At 62.2% G+C, this 19,128-nt stretch carries 20 protein-coding genes; 6 read left to right on the plus strand and 14 right to left on the minus strand.

Features of this window, described 5'->3' with window-relative positions:
• Positions 1-2: 2 nt before the first annotated feature.
• The 3 genes from cysW to U5760_RS01820 all read right to left on the minus strand — a co-directional run bounded on the left by cysW (position 3) and on the right by U5760_RS01820 (position 3,042).
• On the minus strand, positions 3-992 hold the full coding sequence (gene cysW / locus U5760_RS01810; protein WP_322009187.1) for a sulfate ABC transporter permease subunit CysW: 990 nt from the start codon (positions 990-992) through the stop codon (positions 3-5).
• Complete coding sequence (gene cysT, locus U5760_RS01815) at positions 989-1,900, minus strand: sulfate ABC transporter permease subunit CysT (protein WP_322009189.1); 912 nt, start codon at positions 1,898-1,900, stop codon at positions 989-991. The genes cysW and cysT overlap by 4 nt, the downstream gene beginning before the upstream one ends.
• Positions 1,901-1,995: 95 nt before the next feature.
• Positions 1,996-3,042: a sulfate ABC transporter substrate-binding protein gene (locus tag U5760_RS01820; protein WP_322009190.1), complete on the minus strand. Its 1,047-nt coding sequence runs from the start codon at positions 3,040-3,042 to the stop codon at positions 1,996-1,998.
• 271 nt (positions 3,043-3,313) lie between these two features.
• Here U5760_RS01820 and lexA point away from each other — a divergent pair, with 271 nt between their 5' ends.
• The 3 genes from lexA (at position 3,314) to U5760_RS01835 (ending at position 5,136) form a co-directional block, all read left to right on the plus strand.
• Positions 3,314-3,964 carry a transcriptional repressor LexA gene (gene lexA / locus U5760_RS01825; protein WP_322009191.1) on the plus strand — a complete coding sequence of 217 codons (651 nt, stop codon included), beginning with the start codon at positions 3,314-3,316 and terminating at the stop codon, positions 3,962-3,964.
• Between the two features lie 33 nt (positions 3,965-3,997).
• On the plus strand, positions 3,998-4,378 hold the full coding sequence (locus U5760_RS01830) for a hypothetical protein (RefSeq protein WP_322009193.1): 381 nt from the start codon (positions 3,998-4,000) through the stop codon (positions 4,376-4,378).
• An 83-nt stretch (positions 4,379-4,461) separates the two neighbouring features.
• Complete coding sequence (locus tag U5760_RS01835) at positions 4,462-5,136, plus strand: DUF2939 domain-containing protein (RefSeq protein ID WP_322009194.1); 675 nt, start codon at positions 4,462-4,464, stop codon at positions 5,134-5,136.
• Positions 5,137-5,181: 45 nt separating this feature from the next.
• On the opposite strand, the gene U5760_RS01840 is transcribed toward U5760_RS01835, so the two are convergent.
• Entirely contained in the window at positions 5,182-5,655 is a 474-nt protein-coding gene (locus U5760_RS01840; protein ID WP_322009195.1) for a universal stress protein, read from the minus strand.
• 288 nt (positions 5,656-5,943) lie between these two features.
• On the opposite strand from U5760_RS01840, the gene nodI reads away from it, so the two are divergent.
• Positions 5,944-6,858: a nodulation factor ABC transporter ATP-binding protein NodI gene (nodI, locus tag U5760_RS01845; protein WP_322009197.1), complete on the plus strand. Its 915-nt coding sequence runs from the start codon at positions 5,944-5,946 to the stop codon at positions 6,856-6,858.
• A 113-nt stretch (positions 6,859-6,971) separates the two neighbouring features.
• Positions 6,972-7,808, plus strand: coding sequence for an ABC transporter permease (locus tag U5760_RS01850; RefSeq protein WP_322009998.1), 837 nt, complete (start codon positions 6,972-6,974; stop codon positions 7,806-7,808).
• A 33-nt stretch (positions 7,809-7,841) separates the two neighbouring features.
• Here U5760_RS01850 and U5760_RS01855 read toward each other — a convergent pair whose 3' ends face one another.
• From U5760_RS01855 to U5760_RS01865, 3 genes are all read right to left on the minus strand, one after another.
• Positions 7,842-8,264 carry a hypothetical protein gene (locus tag U5760_RS01855; protein WP_322009198.1) on the minus strand — a complete coding sequence of 141 codons (423 nt, stop codon included), beginning with the start codon at positions 8,262-8,264 and terminating at the stop codon, positions 7,842-7,844.
• Positions 8,265-8,416: 152 nt separating this feature from the next.
• On the minus strand, positions 8,417-9,478 hold the full coding sequence (locus U5760_RS01860; RefSeq protein ID WP_322009200.1) for a permease: 1,062 nt from the start codon (positions 9,476-9,478) through the stop codon (positions 8,417-8,419).
• 288 nt (positions 9,479-9,766) lie between these two features.
• A complete protein-coding gene (locus tag U5760_RS01865) occupies positions 9,767-10,819 on the minus strand; it encodes an NADP(H)-dependent aldo-keto reductase (protein WP_322009202.1) in 1,053 nt (350 codons plus the stop codon).
• 343 nt (positions 10,820-11,162) lie between these two features.
• On the opposite strand from U5760_RS01865, the gene U5760_RS01870 reads away from it, so the two are divergent.
• Positions 11,163-11,375: a hypothetical protein gene (locus U5760_RS01870; protein WP_322009203.1), complete on the plus strand. Its 213-nt coding sequence runs from the start codon at positions 11,163-11,165 to the stop codon at positions 11,373-11,375.
• Between the two features lie 908 nt (positions 11,376-12,283).
• Here U5760_RS01870 and U5760_RS01875 read toward each other — a convergent pair.
• The 7 genes from U5760_RS01875 to U5760_RS01905 all read right to left on the minus strand — a co-directional run bounded on the left by U5760_RS01875 (position 12,284) and on the right by U5760_RS01905 (position 19,121).
• Positions 12,284-12,811, minus strand: coding sequence for a hypothetical protein (locus U5760_RS01875; RefSeq protein ID WP_322009204.1), 528 nt, complete (start codon positions 12,809-12,811; stop codon positions 12,284-12,286).
• On the minus strand, positions 12,808-13,845 hold the full coding sequence (locus U5760_RS01880; protein ID WP_322009205.1) for a hypothetical protein: 1,038 nt from the start codon (positions 13,843-13,845) through the stop codon (positions 12,808-12,810). The genes U5760_RS01875 and U5760_RS01880 overlap by 4 nt, the downstream gene beginning before the upstream one ends.
• 422 nt (positions 13,846-14,267) lie before the next feature.
• Positions 14,268-14,693 (minus strand): SOS response-associated peptidase family protein, encoded by a 426-nt coding sequence (locus U5760_RS01885; RefSeq protein ID WP_322009207.1) that lies wholly within the window; start codon positions 14,691-14,693, stop codon positions 14,268-14,270.
• A gap of 77 nt (positions 14,694-14,770) precedes the next feature.
• Positions 14,771-15,823, minus strand: a complete 1,053-nt coding sequence (locus tag U5760_RS01890) for a contractile injection system protein, VgrG/Pvc8 family (protein WP_322009209.1) — start codon at positions 15,821-15,823, stop codon at positions 14,771-14,773.
• A complete protein-coding gene (locus U5760_RS01895; RefSeq protein ID WP_322009210.1) occupies positions 15,820-16,041 on the minus strand; it encodes a tail protein X in 222 nt (73 codons plus the stop codon). The genes U5760_RS01890 and U5760_RS01895 overlap by 4 nt, the downstream gene beginning before the upstream one ends.
• The gene (locus U5760_RS01900; RefSeq protein WP_322009211.1) at positions 16,041-17,000 is read right to left on the minus strand and encodes a phage tail protein; all 960 of its coding nucleotides are present in this window, start codon (positions 16,998-17,000) and stop codon (positions 16,041-16,043) included. Before U5760_RS01900 ends, U5760_RS01895 begins: the two co-directional genes overlap by 1 nt.
• Positions 17,001-17,003: 3 nt before the next feature.
• Positions 17,004-19,121: a hypothetical protein gene (locus tag U5760_RS01905; RefSeq protein WP_322009212.1), complete on the minus strand. Its 2,118-nt coding sequence runs from the start codon at positions 19,119-19,121 to the stop codon at positions 17,004-17,006.
• Positions 19,122-19,128 lie beyond the last annotated feature (7 nt).

A 19,128-nucleotide genomic window follows, 5' to 3' on the forward strand; every position in this document is an offset into this window, starting at 1 on the left:
GATTACGGTTCGAGCGCCTGCCGGGCGAGGCCCGACTGCGCGCTGTATTGCGTTTGTGCGGCGCCCGCCTGAGCACCGGCGAGCGCGGCCTGCGGCCCGGCGTGCGCCGGCGCGTCGCCGGTGTCGCGAAGCTCCGCGGAAAGATGACGCTCGGCGAGCAGCTTCAGGCCCAGCGTCACGAGCGCCAGCAGCGCGAGCAGCGACGCCACGGCGAACGCGGCCGCGAAGTTGTATTCGTTGTAGAGGATTTCGACGTGCAGCGGCATCGTGTCGGTCTGACCGCGGATGTGGCCCGAGACCACCGACACCGCGCCGAACTCGCCCATCGCCCGCGCATTGCACAGAATCACGCCATACAGCAGACCCCAGCGGATGTTCGGCAGCGTCACGCGGCGGAACATCTGCCAGCCGGAGGCACCCAGCACGTGCGCCGCCTCCTCCTCGTCGTTGCCCTGCGCCTGCATGAGCGGAATCAACTCGCGCGCGACGAACGGGAACGTCACGAAAATAGTGGCGAGCACGATGCCCGGCACCGCAAAAATGATCTGCACGTCATGGTCTTCGAGCCACGGACCGAGCCAGCCCTGCGCGCCGAACATCAGCACGTAGATGAGACCCGAGATCACGGGCGAGACCGAGAACGGCAGATCGATCAGCGTGGTGAGCAGCGCCTTGCCGCGAAACTCGAACTTCGCGATCGCCCACGAGGCCGCGAGGCCGAATGCGAGATTCAGCGGCACGGCGATCGCGGCGGTGATGAGCGTGAGCTTGATCGCGGAGATGGCATCCGGATCGGCGAGCGATTCGAAGTAGAAACCGATGCCCTTCGAGAGCGCCTGCCAGAACACGGCCACGAGCGGCACCACCAGAAAGAGCGCAAGAAATACGAGCGCGATGCCGGTGAGGAGCCAGCGCACCCACGGCGCTTCGGTCACGGGATCGGGACGGCGCGGCACGCGCGCGCGTTGTGTGCGTTGTGCCTGACCGCTCATTGGGCACCTCCCGCGAGGGCGACGCGCGTGGCGTCGTCGGTGCCGGGACCCGCGGCGGGGCCAGCCGAAGCGCCGCGACTCGTGCGCCGTTGCAGATACCACTGCAGCGTATTGATGAACAGCAGCATCAGGAACGAGACGCACAGCATCACGACGGCAAGCGCCGTGGCGCCCGCATAGTCGTATTGTTCGAGCTTGGTGATGATGAGCAGCGAGGTGATCTCGGACTTCATCGGCACGTTGCCGGCGATGAAGATGACGGAGCCGTATTCGCCGAGCGCACGCGCGAACGCGAGCGCGAAGCCCGTGAGCAGCGCGGGCAGCGCGGCGGGCAGCACGACGCGGCGGAACGTGAGCCAGCGCGATGCGCCGAGGCAGGCTGCCGCCTCTTCCTGCTCGCGCTCGAACTCTTCGAGCACGGGCTGCACCGTGCGCACGACGAACGGCAGGCCGATGAAAGTCAGCGCCACCAGCACGCCGAGCGGCGTGAACGCGACCTTCAGGCCGAGCGGCTCCAGAAATTGCCCGATCCAGCCGTTGCCCGCATAGACGGCCGCGAGCGAAATGCCCGCGACGGAGGTAGGCAGCGCGAACGGCAGATCGACGAGCGCATCGACGATGCGCTTGAACGGGAACGTGTAGCGCACGAGCACCCACGCGAGCAGGAAGCCGAACACGGCGTTGATGAGCGCCCCGCCGAGCGCGGAGAAGAACGTGAGCCGGTACGACGCGAGCACGCGCGGCGACGCCACGGCACGCACGAACTGGCTCCAGTCGAGCGTCGCGGTCTTGAGGAAGGTGGACGCAAGCGGAATCAGCACCACGAGGCTCAGGTAAGCCACCGTGATGCCGAGCGTCAGGCCGAAACCCGGCAGTGCGCTGGGCTTGCGTAATCGAAACGTCGTCATGCTCGTCGCTCTTTCAGAGTGCTGCGGCGCCGTGCGCCAAAAAGCGCGCCCTCGCGGGCGCGCTCGTGGGAGGCCGTTTCAGGCCGCCTGTCGTGTCATTGCGGCTGGTAGATCGAATCGAACACCCCGCCATCCGCGAAATGGATCTTCTGCGCATTGGCCCAGCCGCCGAACGTATCGTCCACCGTGTACAGCTTGAGCTTCGGGAACTTCGCCGTGAGCGCCGCCGGCACCTTGTCCGAACGCGGACGATAGAAGTTCTTCGCGGCGATCTCCTGGCCCTGTTCCGAATACAGGAACTGCAGGTAAGCCTCCGAGACCTTGCGCGTGCCGCGCTTGTCCACCACCTTGTCCACCACCGCCACCGGCGGCTCGGCCAGAATGCTCACCGAAGGCACCACGATCTCGAACTTGTCCGGACCGAACTCCTTGAGCGAGAGAAACGCTTCGTTCTCCCATGCGATCAGCACGTCGCCGATGCCGCGCTGCACGAAGCTCGTCGTCGCGCCGCGCGCGCCCGAATCGAGCACGCCGGCATTCTTGTAGAGCTTCGTGACGAATTCCTTCGCCTTCTCGTCATTGCCGCCCGGCTGATGCTCGGCGTAGGCCCAGGCCGCGAGGTAGTTCCAGCGCGCGCCGCCCGAGGTCTTCGGATTCGGCGTGACGATCGAAACGCCCGGCTTCACGAGGTCGTCCCAGTCCTTGATGTGCTTCGGATTGCCCTTGCGCACGAGGAACACGATGGTCGAGGTGTACGGCGAGGCGTTGTCGGGCAGGCGCTTTTGCCAGTCGGCGGCCACGAGGCCCTTCTTCGCCAGCGCGTCGATGTCGTAAGCGAGCGCGAGCGTGACGACGTCGGCCTGCAGCCCGTCGAGCACCGAGCGCGCCTGCGCGCCCGAGCCGCCGTGCGACTGCTTGATCGTGAGCGTCTCGCCGGTCTTCGCCTTCCAGTCCTTGATGAAAGCGTCGTTGATGTCCTGATAGAACTCGCGGGTCGGGTCGTAAGACACGTTCAGCAGCGACGTATCCGCATGGGCGGCCGGCGCCAGCGCAGCCATGCCGGCGAGCGGCGCGAGGCCGATGACCAGTTTCGCGGCCAGCGTCTTCAGCCAGCCTGCTTTCCCCGTATTCCTGTGACCCATCCACTTTCTCCGTGTTGTCGTATGTGGTTGCCGCTAACGATGAGGGGAAGTCTAACGATTGGCTTAAATCATTAAAAATAATGTTTGCTCATTTTTTAATACGTAAAAGTGGTAAGGGCGGACGGCGCGTCCGCGCAGACGCGTTTTCGTCCGTCTGGACGCCGGAGTGCGGCGTGTTAGCGTCGGCCAAATGGAGAAGTTCAAGTAACACTTGAAAAGCGCCGAATACTGTATAAAAATACAGTCACCTGTCTATCCATACAGTGGCGCCATGACCAAACTCACCGCACGACAGCAGCAGGTTTTCGATCTGATCCGGCGCGCCATCGAGCGCACCGGCTTCCCGCCCACCCGCGCCGAGATCGCGGCCGAGCTCGGCTTCAGCTCCGCAAACTCCGCCGAGGAACATTTGCGCGCGCTGGCACGCAAGGGCGTGATCGAACTGGCCGCAGGCGCGTCGCGCGGCATCCGTCTCATGCCCGGGCCGGACGACCTCCCGCACCAGTTCACGCTGCCGCACGCCAGCATCATGCAGCTCTCGCTGCCGCTCGTCGGCCGCGTGGCGGCGGGCAGCCCAATCCTCGCGCAAGAGCACATCTCGCAGCACTACGCCTGCGACCCGGCGCTCTTCTCGAGCAAGCCCGACTACCTGTTGAAGGTGCGCGGCCTCTCGATGCGCGACGCCGGCATCCTGGACGGCGACCTGCTCGCGGTGCAGAAGAAAAGCGAGGCGAAAGACGGCCAGATCATCATCGCGCGCCTTGGCGACGACGTGACCGTCAAGCGCCTGAAGCGCCGCCCGAACGGCCTCGAGCTGATTGCCGAAAACCCGGACTACGACAACATCTTCGTCGAAGCCGGCAGCGCGGAATTCGCGCTGGAAGGCATTGCGGTCGGCCTGATCCGCCCCACCGAATTCTGATAACCGAACGCTAAACGCTGTCTGGAGGGAGTTATGGAACGTCTTGCCCGTCTGCTGCCCTTTCGCCAATTTGGCCGCCTGCGCCATCTGCGCGGCCTCGCCGACTGCGCGGCACGCAATGCGCGCGCAACGGCCGCCGCGTTGTCCGGCTCGCTCTTCGAGGCCGCCGATCACGAATCCGCGGCACCTTCGGGCCCGGTCGATCTGCCGCCGCTGCCTTCCGCCCAACCGGCGTTCGCGCGTGTCTCGCTCAACAGCGCACTCAATCATGCGGATCCCGAGCGCCGGGCGCCGGTACGCGTCTATCACGGGCAATCGCGCCTGATCATGGTGGGTACCGTGGATGCGGTGTGCCGCATGATCGACCGCTGCATCGCGGAACAGCAAGCCGATCCGTCGGCACTCGCCCGCTAAGTGGAAGAATTCGGGATCGTTTCGGCGCAGGCACGGTCAACACGACGTGTCCTATTGCATCGGGCTGATACCCGAATTGAACGATGACTGAATCCGTTTCGAAGAAAAACTGGACCCGGCCCGTCGCTATCGTGCTGATAGCGCTGGCGATCGTGGCGGCACTGGGCTACGGCTATGCCTCGCCATATGTGGCGCTGAATCGCCTGAAAACGGCCGCCGACGCGCGCGATGCGGCCACTCTGAACGAATATGTCGATTACCCCGCGTTGCGGGCAAGCCTGAAACAACAGGTAGGCGAGCTGTTGCAGCGGCGCATCGAGGCGCAGCACAGCAGCAATCCGCTGTTGCTGTTCGGTGCGGTGATCGGCGCGGCACTCATCGGCCCGCTCGTGGACGCGTACGCGACGCCCGACGGCGTAGCGGCGCTGCTCAACGGCATGCCGCCCTCGGGCAAGCCCGGCGAAGCGCCGCCGCCGGCAGGGACCACGGACGCTAGCGCCACGCCGCCAGCACCCGCCCCCGTCAATACGCCGGACAATTCCGGCACGCCTGCTGCTTCGGCCACGACGGCCGCGCCGCCGGAAAGCGAACAACCGGCATCCCGGCCGCAAACCACGGCGGGTTATCGCAGCCTCAACGAGTTCGTCGTGACGTGGCAGCGCAGCGCGAACGGCGAACGTTATGCCGCCGTCCTGCAGCGCCATGGACTGTTTTCGTGGAAGCTCGCGGCCGTCGAACTGAACGATTCCGGTCAATGATGCCGAAAGTGCATTAGTCGCACGCGGCAAAGTCCGAGGTCGAACTCAGGCCGCCGCTTGCGCCTGCTGCTTCTGCTCCGCTGCCGAGGAACACGCCACGAGAATGCTGCACGACACCCGGTCGAGCAGCAGCGTGTTGCCCGCGCCCATCCACCAGCGCGAGAGCCCGGTGCGGCAGCGGTGACCCACTACCACCAGATCGGCATTCAACTCGTTGGCCAGATTCGCGATCTCGTCGATCGGATGGCCAAACGCGAAATGACCCTGCGCGTGCACGCCGCGCTCGGTCAGCCAGTCCACCCCTTCCTGCAGGATCTCCCGGGCTGTCTCTTCGAAGCGGCCGCAGGCCACGTCCGTGAGAAGCCCCGCGCTCTGTGCGATCGTCGCACGCATGTCGACCACCGAGAGCAAATGCGTTTCCGCTTGCAGATCGAGTGCGAGATCCGCCCCGCAGCGCAGTGCCTTGCGGCCTTCGCGCGAGCCGTCGTAACAAAGCAGAATTTTCTTGTAGCTCGCCATGATGTTTCTCCCCCGCCCGCTCGGAAGCGCGGGCCGTGCGACTTTATGATGGTGCGCCGCAATTCCACATGCAAGGGCTGGAAAACGCCAGGTCCGGCCCCCGTTGCGCAGACCGCACAGTGCCTCGCCATGTCCGGTGTCATTGCTGAGGCAAAGCTTGTCGCGGCAGGTTTCGCGGACAGCCCGCCGCCAGCCACCGAGGCAGGATTGCTCTAGAATAGGCCCCCTCATGGTGCATCGCGTGCACCGCTTGATCGACGGATCTTCCTTCACTGCCCATTACGGCCCATGCCCGCACCCGCCATCGAATTCGAGCAGGTCATCAAACACTATGGAGACAGGAAGGTCGTCAACGGCCTGTCGTTCGAAGTCATGCCCGGCGAGTGCTTCGGGTTGCTCGGGCCCAACGGCGCGGGCAAAACCACGACGCTGCGCATGCTGCTGGGCATCGTCGCGCCCGACGCGGGCCGCATCAGCCTGTGCGGCGAACCGGTGCCCGCGCGAGCACGCGAAGCGCGCACGCGGGTAGGCGTCGTGCCGCAGTTCGACAACCTCGATCCGGACTTCACCGTTCGCGAGAACCTGCTGGTGTTCGGCCGCTACTTCGGCCTCTCCGCACGCGAGGCACGCGACCTCGTTGCGCCGCTGCTCGAATTCGCGCGCCTCGAAAGCAAGGCCGATGCGCGCGTGGGCGAACTCTCGGGCGGCATGCGTCGGCGGCTCACGCTCGCGCGCGCCCTCGTCAACGATCCCGACGTGCTCGTGCTCGACGAACCCACCACCGGCCTCGACCCGCAGGCGCGCCACCTCATCTGGGAGCGGCTGCGCTCGCTGCTCGCGCGCGGCAAGACGATTCTGCTCACGACGCATTTCATGGAGGAGGCCGAACGACTTTGCAAGCGGGTGTGCGTGATCGAGGAAGGCCGCAAGATTGCCGAGGGCGCACCGAACGCGCTGATCGAATCGGAGATCGGCTGCGACGTGATCGAGGTCTATGGACCGGACCCCGCCTCCTTGCGCGACGAGCTCGCACCCTTGGCCGTGCGCACGGAAATCAGCGGCGAGACGCTCTTTTGCTACGTTGAAGATCCGCAGCCCGTGCACCAGCGCCTGCGCCATCGCGCGGACCTGCGCTACCTGCACCGGCCGGCGAATCTCGAAGACGTTTTCCTGCGGCTCACGGGCCGCGAGATGCAAGATTAGCAGCGACAGGACTAGAAGCAGCACGACCCAGCGCAGCAGAACGAAAAGCAGCCGAACCGGAAACGCGTATGTCCCGGCACGACGAAACCCGCGAGGACGCCTCCCTCCCCACCATGCAAGCACGCACCGAAGACCGCGCGGCCGCGCGCCCCGCCAGTTCCCCGCAACGCGAGCCGCGCGCGGCGCTGCCCTCGAACGCCACGCACTGGATCGCCGTCTGGCGCCGCAACTATCTCGTGTGGCGCAAGCTCGCGATCGCCTCGATGTTCGGCAATCTCGCCGATCCCATGATCTATCTGTTCGGTCTCGGCTTCGGGCTCGGGCTCATGGTCGGCCATGTGGACGGCGTCTCGTATATCGCCTTTCTCGCCGCGGGCACGGTGTCGTCGTCGGTGATGATGTCGGCGAGCTTCGAGTCGATGTACTCGGGCTTCTCGCGCATGCACGTGCAACGCACATGGGAAGCGATCATGCATACGCCACTTTCGCTCGGCGACATCGTGCTGGGCGAGATCGTGTGGGCCGCCAGCAAGTCGATGCTCTCGGGCGCGGCGATCATGATCGTGGCGGGAGTGCTGGGCTACGCGAGCTTTCCGTCGATGCTGATCGCACTGCCCGTGATCGCCCTCGCCGGGCTCGCGTTCGCGAGCTGCGCGATGATCGTCACCGCACTCGCGCCTTCGTACGACTTCTTCATGTTCTACCAGACGCTCGTGCTCACGCCCATGCTGCTGCTCTCAGGCGTGTTCTTCCCGATCACGCAGTTGCCGTCGGCCGCGCAGCACATCACGCTGATGCTGCCGCTCGCCCACGCCGTGGAGTTGATCCGTCCGGCGATGCTCGGCCGCCCGCTCGAAAACGCGGGCACGCATCTGCTCGTGCTCGCGCTGTACGTGGCGGTGCCGTTCACGATTGCGACCGTACTGTTCCGCCGGCGCATGATGCGCTGAAGCGCGGGCGCACACGGCGCGCGTGCGCGCCGGTCAATCTTCGTCGTCGCCCCAGGGAATATCGACGTCCGAAATAAAGGCGACCGTCGCGAACGGACCGCCCTCCTGGCGGCCGAGCTTGCCGTCGGCGCGATGCCATTCCACGCGGAACATCGTGGCCGCCGTTTCGGCGAGCAGACGCACCGTGCGGATCTCCTCAGGATCGGAGTCTTCCACCGGACCGTCGAGCGACACCAGCAACTGCTGCGGCCACAGGCCTTCGGAGGGATCGTAGATGCGGTCGCCGTCGGGGATGGAGGTGTGCGCCTCGACGCCGATCGTCGCCGACGCCTCCACGATCATCTTGCCGAGTGCGCGCAGCACCGCGGTGGCGCGGGCCGAATTGGCCTGGCGTATGGCGAGATCGCCGCGCGTGAGCGCCTGCTCGAGTTTCGGATTCGTCTTTTGCTGTGCCATGCTGATTACCGGGCCGAAGCCCCTCTCCTATGCGTACGGGCCGACGTGCTTCGCGTCGTCCGTCGTTGATGCGTGAATCCGTTGTGCTGCCGCCTGGCGTTGCCGACGCGCCGCGCCGCCGTCCCCGCCAGACCCACTGTACTTCAATACCGCTAAAACCCCAGCGCGACCGCGGCCAGCCCGGAGACGATGCCGAACAGCACCACCACCGCCGCCACCAGCGCCAGGATACGCGTGCGGAACGACCCCGCCAGCATCGCCAGCGAAGGCACGCTCACGGGCGGCAAGGTCATCAGCAACGCACCCGCCGGACCGACACCCATGCCGAGCGAGAGCATCGCCTGAATGATCGGCACTTCGCCCGCGGTCGGAATCACGAACAGCATGCCGGCCACGGCGAATGCGACGATCCAGCCGAGGCTGCTCGTCACCTCGGGACCGATGTGCGGGAAGAGCCACGCGCGCGCCGCGCCGAGCAGCAGCACGAGCACGATGTATTCGGGAATGAGACGCACCGCCATACGCGCGAAAATCTGCAGCCAGCGGACGAACATATTGCCGCCGCTCGCCTGCTGCTGCGCGAGCTCGGCAAGACGAGCGTCGGCGGCCTGCGCCTCCTCGCGCGTGACGAAACGGTTCGCGAGCCAGCCGAGACCGAAGACCATCAGCACACCCAGCACGAGGCGCAGCGCGCTCCACTGCCAGCCGAGCACGAAACCCATGAACACGAGCGTGGCGGGATTGAGCACCGAATTGCCGAGCCAGAACGCGATCGCGCCGCCCGCCGACGCATTGCGCGCGCGCAGGCCGGCCACCACGGGTGCGGCGCAGCAGGTGCACATCATGCCGGGCACAGCGAGCAATCCGCCCGCCGCCACGCTGCCGAAACCCTGGCGTCCGAGCACGCGCGCGACCCACTGCACCGGCAGGAGCGCCTGCACCGCCGATCCGAGTAGAAGACCCAGCACCATCGCCTGCCAGATCGCCTTGCCGTAGGCCCATGCGTAATCGAGCGCAGCGGTGAAGGACGGCACCGGCGGGCTGGCATCGGCGCCCATCAGGATGGACTTGCCGATCGAATGCGTCGCCTCCGCCGTGAAAGCGCGGTGGTAGTACGGGAACCACTTCACGTAGAAAAGCCCGGCCACCGCCAGCAGCAGAAAGATGGGCCAGCCGTACGAGGGCGTTGGTTGCGCGTCGCGTGCGCTCGTCATCGTGAAGGTTCTCCGGGAAGGAAATGGATAGGGCTGCCGGGGGTCGCCTCCGTGATGCGGCCCCGACAGTGCAAGCTGGATCGTAGTGTATGCGGCGAGAATCGCCAAACGGCTTGTGGGCGACCGGGGTGGCTCGGGGCTGCTCCGCGCCCGTCGAGTAAGGTGAAGCGGGGCCCCGCTTGCCGGCGCCTGCGGAGAAAACCGCACCGCCATTGCAGCGGTGCGGCCGGGGGATCAGGCGGTATGGCCCGCCATTACGAGACGAGGCGCCTCATGACGCCCGGACACTCAGGGTGCCGGATTGGGCTGGAGCTCGTGAAGCGCGTCGATCTGTTCCAGCACCTCGGGCGAGAGTTTCACGTCTACGCTGGCGATGTTTTCCTTGAGCTGCGCCATCGAGGTTGCGCCAATCAGGTTGCTGGTGACGAACGGCCGGCTGTTGACGAAGGCGAGCGCGAACTGCGCGGGCGTCAAACCGTGCTCCTTCGCGAGCGCCACATAGCGCGAGGTGGCCGCAACGGCCTGTGGCTTGCTGTAGCGCTGGAAGCGTTCGAACTTCGTGATGCGCGCGCCTTCGGGACGCGCTCCGCCCTCGTACTTGCCCGAGAGCCAGCCGAACGCCATCGGCGAATACGCGAGCAGCCCCACGCCCTCGCGATGGGTGAACTCCGAAAGACCGCCCTCGAATGTGCGGTTCACGAGACTGTACGGATTCTGGATGCTGACGATGCGCGGCAGGCCCAGCTTTTCGGCAGCGCGCAGGAACTGCGCGACACCCCAGGGCGTCTCGTTCGACACGCCGATGTGGCGCACCTTGCCGGCCTTCACGAAATCGGCGAGCACGGTGAGCGTTTCCTCGATCGGCACCGTATAGGCGTCGTCGATCCACGGATAGGCGTTGCGGCCGAACGTCATGGTGCTGCGGTCGGGCCAGTGCAGCTGATAGAGATCGACGTAGTCGGTTTGCAGGCGCTTGAGGCTGCCGTCGAGCGCTTCGGTGAGATTCTTGCGGTCGAACTGGTTGGCATCGCCGCGAATATGGCGCGGATTGTGCGGCTGGCGCGCCGGCCCCGTGATCTTGGTGGCGAGTACGAAACGATCGCGCGCGCTGCGATGCTGTGCGATCCACGTGCCGATGTAGCGCTCGGTCGAGCCCTGCGTCTCGGGCCGCGGCGGCACGGGATACATTTCCGCGGCGTCGATCAGCGTGACGCCCTGATCGAGTGCGTAGTCGATCTGTTCGTGCGCTTCGCGCTCGGTATTCTGCTCGCCCCAGGTCATCGTGCCGAGACCGATCAGGCTCACCTTCACGTCCGTGTCGCCGAGTGTGCGGTATTCCATCGAAGCGTATTCCATCGTCAGTTAGTCAGACGATGAAACTAACACGGCGGGACGGATTTTTCAGGGAATCGGCCATGTGGCGGGCATGGTTTCCACGGAAAACGGAGTTGGTCGTGAAAACCATGTCGGCGGCTCGCATCGGCGAGATACGCAGGGCGGTGATAATCGCGCCAATCAAGCCGCCACGGTGTGATTGGATACTGCGACTTCCCGCGCCGCACAATCTGCTCCGCTTCCCAACAGACGCGGCGAGCCGTACATTTAAAACAGCACGTCGAGACAAACGCGCAGGCAGAAGAAATAGACAGCAGCCAGATATTCCACGAGATGGAGGGGACGGGTCATGGCGCGAAGCGGCAAACTTCTTTACGTCTATGAGTGCGCCGGATGCGGCTATCGCGGCGAGGAGCGATTCGACGTCGAGTCGCACGACGGCGAGATATCGACTTGCCATGCCTGCGGCGCGGCGGTCATGCTCGAATGGGATGCTGGCGTGACGATGGAAGCGGCGGCAAAAAAGCTCGCGGCCGAGACAATAGCCCGCGCGCGAAAGTGATGAGGCGTTGGTCTGGCCGCAGGTTCCACGTCGCGCATCAACTACCCGGATTCCGGGTAGTTGCCGCCAGTCCGGCAACCTCTTCGACGTTAGAGAAGAGCCGTGCAGGCGGCGTGCCCTCTCCGACCTTTACAGCGCGGCATGCAGTGACGCCGCGAGCTGCGATTGACGAAATCCGGTTATATGACACCTACACGGACTCCAGAAAGCAAAAAGCCCAGTCGTAAAGACCGGGCCAAGTGCTTGATTCTGTTGGGGTGGCTGATGGGACTCGAACCCACGACGACAGGAATCACAATCGAGGCGTCAAACTCTCAATAAGTGTACTAAAACAATGACTTAGCTTTCCAATTTCGGAACACACTTCACTTTATCGCACCAGCACTGTTGCAGGTTTGCTGCGACACGTTCTGAAGTTTGCGCCCATTTTAGGCCAGCGACGTCCTGTACTGGACTGTATGTTTACATTGCCCATTGCATGGTCCTCCTTCAGTACACCCGATGCTCCCTGTGCAAGCTCATCCGGTCCATCCGCCTCTCCAATTGTTGCATCCCGCTCCCGCACGCCGTAAAGCGATCCTTGACTTGGCGTAACCGGAATTACGGCGGTACGGCTACAGTAAGGACTTCCATGTGAGCCGCTGGAGACTGAAGGAAGTTTCGATTTGCAGCCTGGTCGCGAACCACACGAGCGTTATACGATCGACGAGGGGACGAATGTTCCCGCCGCCGGCATGTGGCAACGTGCCGAACGCTACGTTAATGAAGTGCTGACGCGTGCGCGTCGGCGACTGTAAGGCCAATAAGTCTATCACTGGGGGGTGCGCAGCCACTCCGAAAGAGGGGCGCAACACGTAACCTATCGTAGTCGCCATAAGTTCTGAGGACTATCCATTCTTCACCTCAGATTATTTTTTATTTTTTTCGCTGCGGTTCATGTCTTCAATAAATTGAATCTTATCACTCGATGATTTTGCGAACATATCAACAACTGCAACCGGAATAAGCATCCACAAAATCGCAAACATTTGAAGTAGACATAACGCCGAAAGAAGGGAGAACGCAGCAATCCGGCATATTCCCTTGTGCGCAACAAAAAAAGGTATTTGTTTTGCAACGAGCGCAGCCCACGGAACAATAACTTCCAAGGCGACTATCAATGCCGCCAAAGAAAGAGGGTAAATCACCGATCGAAACCGACTGAGCTGGCCCGCATCAAACTGAATGGCAGATCCCGAGAACAATTTCGGCAAAACCTCGGGGAATATCACAGCAAGCCAAATACCAAGCACCGCCATTACCACAGCAGACGAATCACGCAGCCCCTCAAGCAAATGTGACTGCTGCTCAAAAGGAATCCCTTCGCCAAGCTGCCATCCGAGGACGGCAGATATGGCTACAATCAAAAGAAAAATGATCTTGATTGATATTGTCACGATTTTAGAAGAACTTTGCGATGTAGTTGAAGCAATCCCAGAAGATGTTCAGTATCAATGACATTATTTTTAACGACAAGTTCAACGTCGATCTTCTTTCTCGCAACAGTACCACTCAACCACATTGGCGACGCTCTTCCACTCATCAGAAAACCAATGTCATCCCATTGGGACGCCCCGAATTCTTCATATCTCTCCACCATCCTGTCAAATTCCGGCACATCGGGGCTGTACTTAACCTTATAGCTAACACGGTATTCGCTATCCACAGCTTTCGCCTTATTGACACCGAAGAAACCCAGCACGCCGTCCAGATGCGTCCTCCCGGCTGCGGTCGTCGCTTTAATGGTTTCCTTCCGAATGATAGTGTGAACACTATCCAATTCCCTTCTTATCTTCTCGACCACGCCAGAATTTCTAACCATCACGGAGTCGAATATTGGACTTGCATCTTTAATTTCATAATACTCCTCCGCATCTGGATTTTCTCGATATCCATCGATACATTTATGCGTTTCTGCGTGGAGATCCGCATTCTGCTTTGCAACAACATGCTGCGGATTGAATTTTTCCAGAAATGCGGTCGTGTACGCGATCAAATTCTGGCGGCCGTTTAGCGACCCCGGAAGCTGAACCGTAGAAAATTGATTTTCCTTCGGTCTGAACCAAAAATAACTTGGATAACCAGCAATATTACCCGGAGGAAGAATCGCAGAAGCTGCCGCAGCGGCGCCTACCTTGGCGCCCCCGGGAACTGAGAGGACATTTCCGCTCGCGTCGGTCGTTCGATTCCACGTACAAACCAAATACTCACCGTTTGACGATTTAACGTCCAACAGATAAGTCGGCAACATTTCGTCTGAGAAACCATAGGTTTGTGTGGTTACGAGAGAGCGTCCCGACGACCACGAAGCCAAGTCCTTTAGCATCGACTCCACAGATCCGAAAAGATGCGAATCCTTTCTAGCAAACGGTACGTAATAACCGCATTTTGTAATATCGAAATGCGTAACGGTGATTTCTTGTTCGGCCATTTTATTCGTCAGGTCTCAGGTCTCTCGGAGCAGCGCGTCAGCACGAAGCCGACACCCAACTATACGTCGGCAGGGGCCACGCTAGCAATCCTCTCTTATTGAGGTAACTGACGGGGCTTGCAGATGAATGTCACAGATAGGGACGAATTCTGACGTTCTGGGTGTGAATAGATGATTCAATTCGCATACACATCAAAATAAGACCGCTAGCAGGGTCAATCTACAGAGGCGGGCGGTGGCGGACTAGACCAATTCACAGACCTGACCACGGACGAAGCACTCGCCATCCCGCTGTACGGTGCTTACCGATGCGAGCGACAACAATGCTGCGTGCGAATGTCTTAACTCGGCTATCCGGTCACCGTCCGAATCGCGAAAATCCTCTTCGATCGTGCGCATGACCCCATTTTGGGTGATCGCCCTCAGGATGCCACAGCCTTCACCGCGCGCGGCGGCGCCGGGAATGGGCCGGCGTGCATCTTGTCCGCAGGGAACAAGTTCAGGAACGACCGCGCCTCGCCGGTTGTTCGGCTCGCGAGCCAACTCCCATATTCGGCCGGCGGCACGATCACAACCGAGCGCTTCTCGTCTCCCGGCTTGTGGAAGCGGTTCATGAGCGGATGCTCGGCTGCATTGACGTTCAGCATGGTAAATGAAAGCACCAGGCCCTCCGGCTCGCTCCACTCCCGCCACAACCCAGCTATCGCAAACGGTGATCCGTCAGCCATTCCGATGCGCCAGCGCACTGCCTTCCCGCTCTCGTAGTTCGGCTCATAGAACGCCTCCGCCGGGATTAGGCAGAGCTGCTGCTTTTTCCAGGCGCCGCTGAAGCTGCGCTTCCCACCCACGGTTAGGCCGTGCAGCGCTCCGCCTTAAACGGCAGACAGCAACGCCTCGGCCTCACTCGTTCGATACGAACTCCGAGTCAGTAAGTTTCATCCGATACGGCACCGTCCATTGTGTCCCGCACCTCTTCATTGCTGTTCGGTAGTTCGCAATCAACGATGCATCGGTATGCCGCCTTGCTCATTTCGTGCTGGACGCGCTTGACCAGCCACTCGCCGTTTATTTCGTCGCGAAAGCCCGTCACGTCCAGAGTGCTTTCGGCAGTCAGTGCGGGCACACCGGGTATATTCACACCGAGCGTATACGCTCCGCGCGCACGCCGTGCCAGTTCCGCTTTCGCGGCGGCCAGCGCCATATCCTCGCTCGGGAAATATTGCTTCAGGCGCTTTACCGGCTCCCCTTCCCCCACGCTGATTTCGACGCGCTTCGCGGCGCGCTTCGCGTGCCAATACGTCACTACGGTGCCGGCGGATTCGCGCGTGCTGGTGTTCCATTCATAGGCGCCACAATCTCCCTTATCCACGGACATGCGAGGTAGCGGCACACCGGAAACGGTGGTGGAGTCGCCACGCTTCGCAAAGATCAGCCTGCCTCCGGCGGGCTTCGCGATGGAGTCATACTTCTTTGCGATGCGCAGCAACAGGTTCATGTCCGATTCTTCGGATTGGTCGAAGTGCGGCAGCGGGACAGATGCAAGCGACGGCGCCACCAGCGCGGCCATGCCGTGTTCCTGGGCAATCTTCGCAACCATGGCGCCGATTGTCGTGCCGGCGGCCCACGAACGCGTCTTGTGTGATTGAAAGTCAGTTTTTCCCTTTGGCGTTTCATCCCACGGCGCAGCATGCGCGTGCAGCGTCATTTGCTCAGGGAAGCCCCCCACGCTCACGCCGTCGCACACGAACATGCCTTTGGGAACCAGAATGCCGTCATACCCTAGCGACAGCTTTAGCTCGGCACCACGCGGCGGTACCTTGATAGGGTGCGTGTCATCGTGGTCGGCCAACACGATTTCGAGTTTGTCCGAGTTGCTGCCGGTTTCGTCGGTAAGGGACAGCGACACGAAGCGATCGGCAATGATCGCCGTTATGTCGTTATCGTTCGCGGCGAGTAAGTAGGACGGCGCCATATTCATGACCACAGCGACACTTCGTTTTTCGTGGCCGTCTCGGTGGCCACGTCGATCACAGGAAGGCTTACGGCGGTGCCGACCGGCAGCAGCGGCCCAAGATCAGACAGGCCGGGATTCACGGCCAGCACCGCGTTAAGGATCTCGGGCGACACGTCGCCGTATTGCGCCCAGGCGACATAATCCAGCGTGTCGCCGTCGCGTGCGATATAAACCTGGTCCATTAGGTGTACGTGCTAATGAAAGATGAAATATCGGATTGCGCGCTGTTCAGCATGGCCGTGGCGCCGACAGTGGCCGCGTTCGCGGTCTGCAGCGCGGATTGCGCGGCCTGTGGAATGCCGCCGACGGCAGACGACACGTTGCCGATTACAGCGGTGGCGGACGTGGCCTGTATCCCCAGCGCTGATACCTTGCCCAGCAGCGTTTTCGCGCCGCTCAAAGCGCCCGCGACGTTGCCGGCGGCCTTAACCTGCTGCTCGATGTTCGTCGTGGCGCTCTTTACGTCGTTCACCATGGCAATGCTGCGATTCACGGCGCCCACGACGCTGGCCGCCTCATTTAGCACGGGCGCCACCGCGGTCTGCACTTGCTGCACCGCGCTTTTCAGCGTGCCCAGCGTGGCGGCCGCGGTGGATTGAATGCTGCTAACCATACTGGAAAATCCAGACACCGCGCTGGCATTCGCGCCCGTAGCCGCGCTGGCCGCGCTAGAGACTTGCGACAGGATCGCGCTGCCGTCGTCGGTGTCGTCGCCTTCGTCGTACAGCTTCAGCGACAGCGTGAATTCGACTTTCTTCGGCGTGCCGTCCACGTCGTGGAACTTCTGCGTTTCGTCCAGGCCTTCGATGATCCAGCGGCCTTGCGTATAGCCCATACTGTCGACGAGCTGATACGGCTGGCCAGCGTCGCCCATGGAACGCAGCGTGTCCAGGCTGTTGATATCGCCCTTCCAGCGCGGATACAGGACGCCAGGCAGGTCCAGCGTGTCGTTCTCGGGGCCAAGGAACTGCAGGGCATCGAACTGCCCCATGCGCTGCAGCGCGCCCCACTTCCACTTATTCTTTCGCGCCCACTCTTGGAACACGATAGTGTTAATGGAGAACTGGAAGCTGCCCAGCACCATCAGCGTGGGCATGTTGCCGCCGGCAGCCATGCCCGTCAGGTTGTCGAGTGTGCCCATGCTTTAAAACCCCGCGTCATACAGGCCGGAACCAAGGGCGCCACTGCTCGGCGCTCCCAGCTTCCGCGTTACGTCGTTCGCCAGCGATTCGCTGGACTGCCCAGGCTGCTGGTGAATGGTCACGTTGTACTGCCGATTGTCCTGCATCGGGGCCGGCGTCTTAGCCTGCGTCGCAGCCTTCGGCGTAGGAAGCGTTAGCGTGGCCGCTGCGGGGCTGTTGGCAGGCGGCTGGGGGGTGTACTGCGGCGAGCTACCGAAGCCGAAGAAAGCCCTGGTTTTCGCCCACGCCCGCCCTACCCACTGGAACTTTGATTCGAACCAATCCAGCGTTTCCTGGAAATCGTCCCTGATGCCCTTCCACAGCTTCCCGAACAGCGGCCCCAACGTGTCCCAGTTCTTCCAGATGAGGAACGCGGCGCCGGCAATCAGGCCGACGATGGCCAGCACAGGATTCGTCATCATCAGGCGCCCCATAGCCATTGCAGCACCGCCGACCATGCGGAACGTGGCGCCCAGCAGCTTGAACACGCCAATGCTCTTGCCCGTGGCCGCTTCCAGCTTGGCAACCAGCAGTGCATAGCCCGCATACGCGCCCAGCGACGCGCCCACGGTGCCAAGGATCGGCGCGATGACGGCCAGCGACGCGCCGATGCCCGCGACGCCGACCACCACGGCTTTCGTCAAGCGCGGATTGCGCTCCATGAATCCGTTCAGGCGTTCAAGCGCGTTGGCGCCCTTCTCCATCGCCGTGGCAAACATCGGCAGCAGCACGGCGCCCGCGCGCGACTGCGCATCGTCCAGCCGCGCGCGAGCGTTGTCCATCTTGCCGGCGGTCGACGCCTGGTTTGCCTTGTCGGACGCATCTACACCGTTTGCGATATCGACGTTATGCTGGTCCTTCGCGATGCTTTTGGAGAACCGCATACGCTGCGTAACGATGTTCGCCGCATTCGTGTTCGATGCGATGCTGTTCGCAAATTTCGCAATCTGCGCCGGGTCGTTCATATCAACGCCTTGGCGCTCCGCGAGGGGGATAAGGTACTTGTCCACCCACGCCTGCGGATCCTTCAAGAAAAGCTGGTTATCCACCAGGGCATTCGATGAAACCTTTTTGATCTTCCCGGTTTTGTCGAACTGCACATTGCCGTTCTTCGCGTCGAGAAGGCCCAGCTTGGCCATTTCATCGAACGCGCCATGGGTCTGGTGGCCGCCGATCCATGCGTTTACGAGCGTGCTGGACGCGGTGCCATAGCCGTTCGCGCCCATGGCTTGCATCAGGAACGTATCGCCAAAAAACGCGCGGTCGCTCATTGCTGAAACGGCACTTTTGCCGCGCCGTACTGCGGTCAAAAGATCGTCTGCGCTGATTACGCCATTGGAGCCCGTGAGCGCCTTGAACGCCCAATCCTGCTTCTCTCGCAGGGCTTCCGGCGAGGTAGCGCCCCCACGTTCCTCCGCGATCTTCGCGAGGCTGTACGCGGCATCCTCGCCAATCTGCGCCTTGTGGCTGCGGTTGTAGAGCTGCAGGCCCGACAGCGCCTTTAATGTCGTCGGCAACGCTTCGATGGCGTGGTGCGTATCACCCAGCGCCGTGCGCAGCTCAGAAACGGTTTCCGTCGCCTTCGTGACGCTAACGCCGAACTGCTTCGAACCGGCAGCGGCGCCGATCATAGAATCCGCTTCTTCCTTCGATACGCCAGAATTGCGGATAACATTTACAACGTTTTCCCGTTCGACGGCCTTGTGGATGCCAGCGTATGCCACAACGCCGATGGTCGCCGCAGCGGCGCCGGCCTTCATCGCTGCACCACCAAAGCCGTCAGCAGCCGCGCGCAGCGTTTTGTACCGCTCCTGCGCCTTGTTCAGCCGCTCTTGCGCGCGGCGCAGCCGATCCACGGTCTGCACCGTCTTGGCGTATTCGTCACGCAGGCCAGAAACGTCCTTGCCCATGCGCCCGAACGTCTGAATAGACTTGCCCAGCAGCACCTGGCGCTTATTCACCGCCTGGATTTCGCTGCCCATCTTCTTAAGACTATCGGCGGCGGACCCCATGGCGCTTTTCAGTGCGCCAGTGATCGTGCCGCCGATTACGATTGTTGCGTTTAGCCGCTTGTTAGCCATGCTTCGC

Origin of the sequence: Paraburkholderia sp. J12 (genome assembly GCF_905220215.1) — a bacterium.
Taxonomy (GTDB): domain Bacteria; phylum Pseudomonadota; class Gammaproteobacteria; order Burkholderiales; family Burkholderiaceae; genus Paraburkholderia.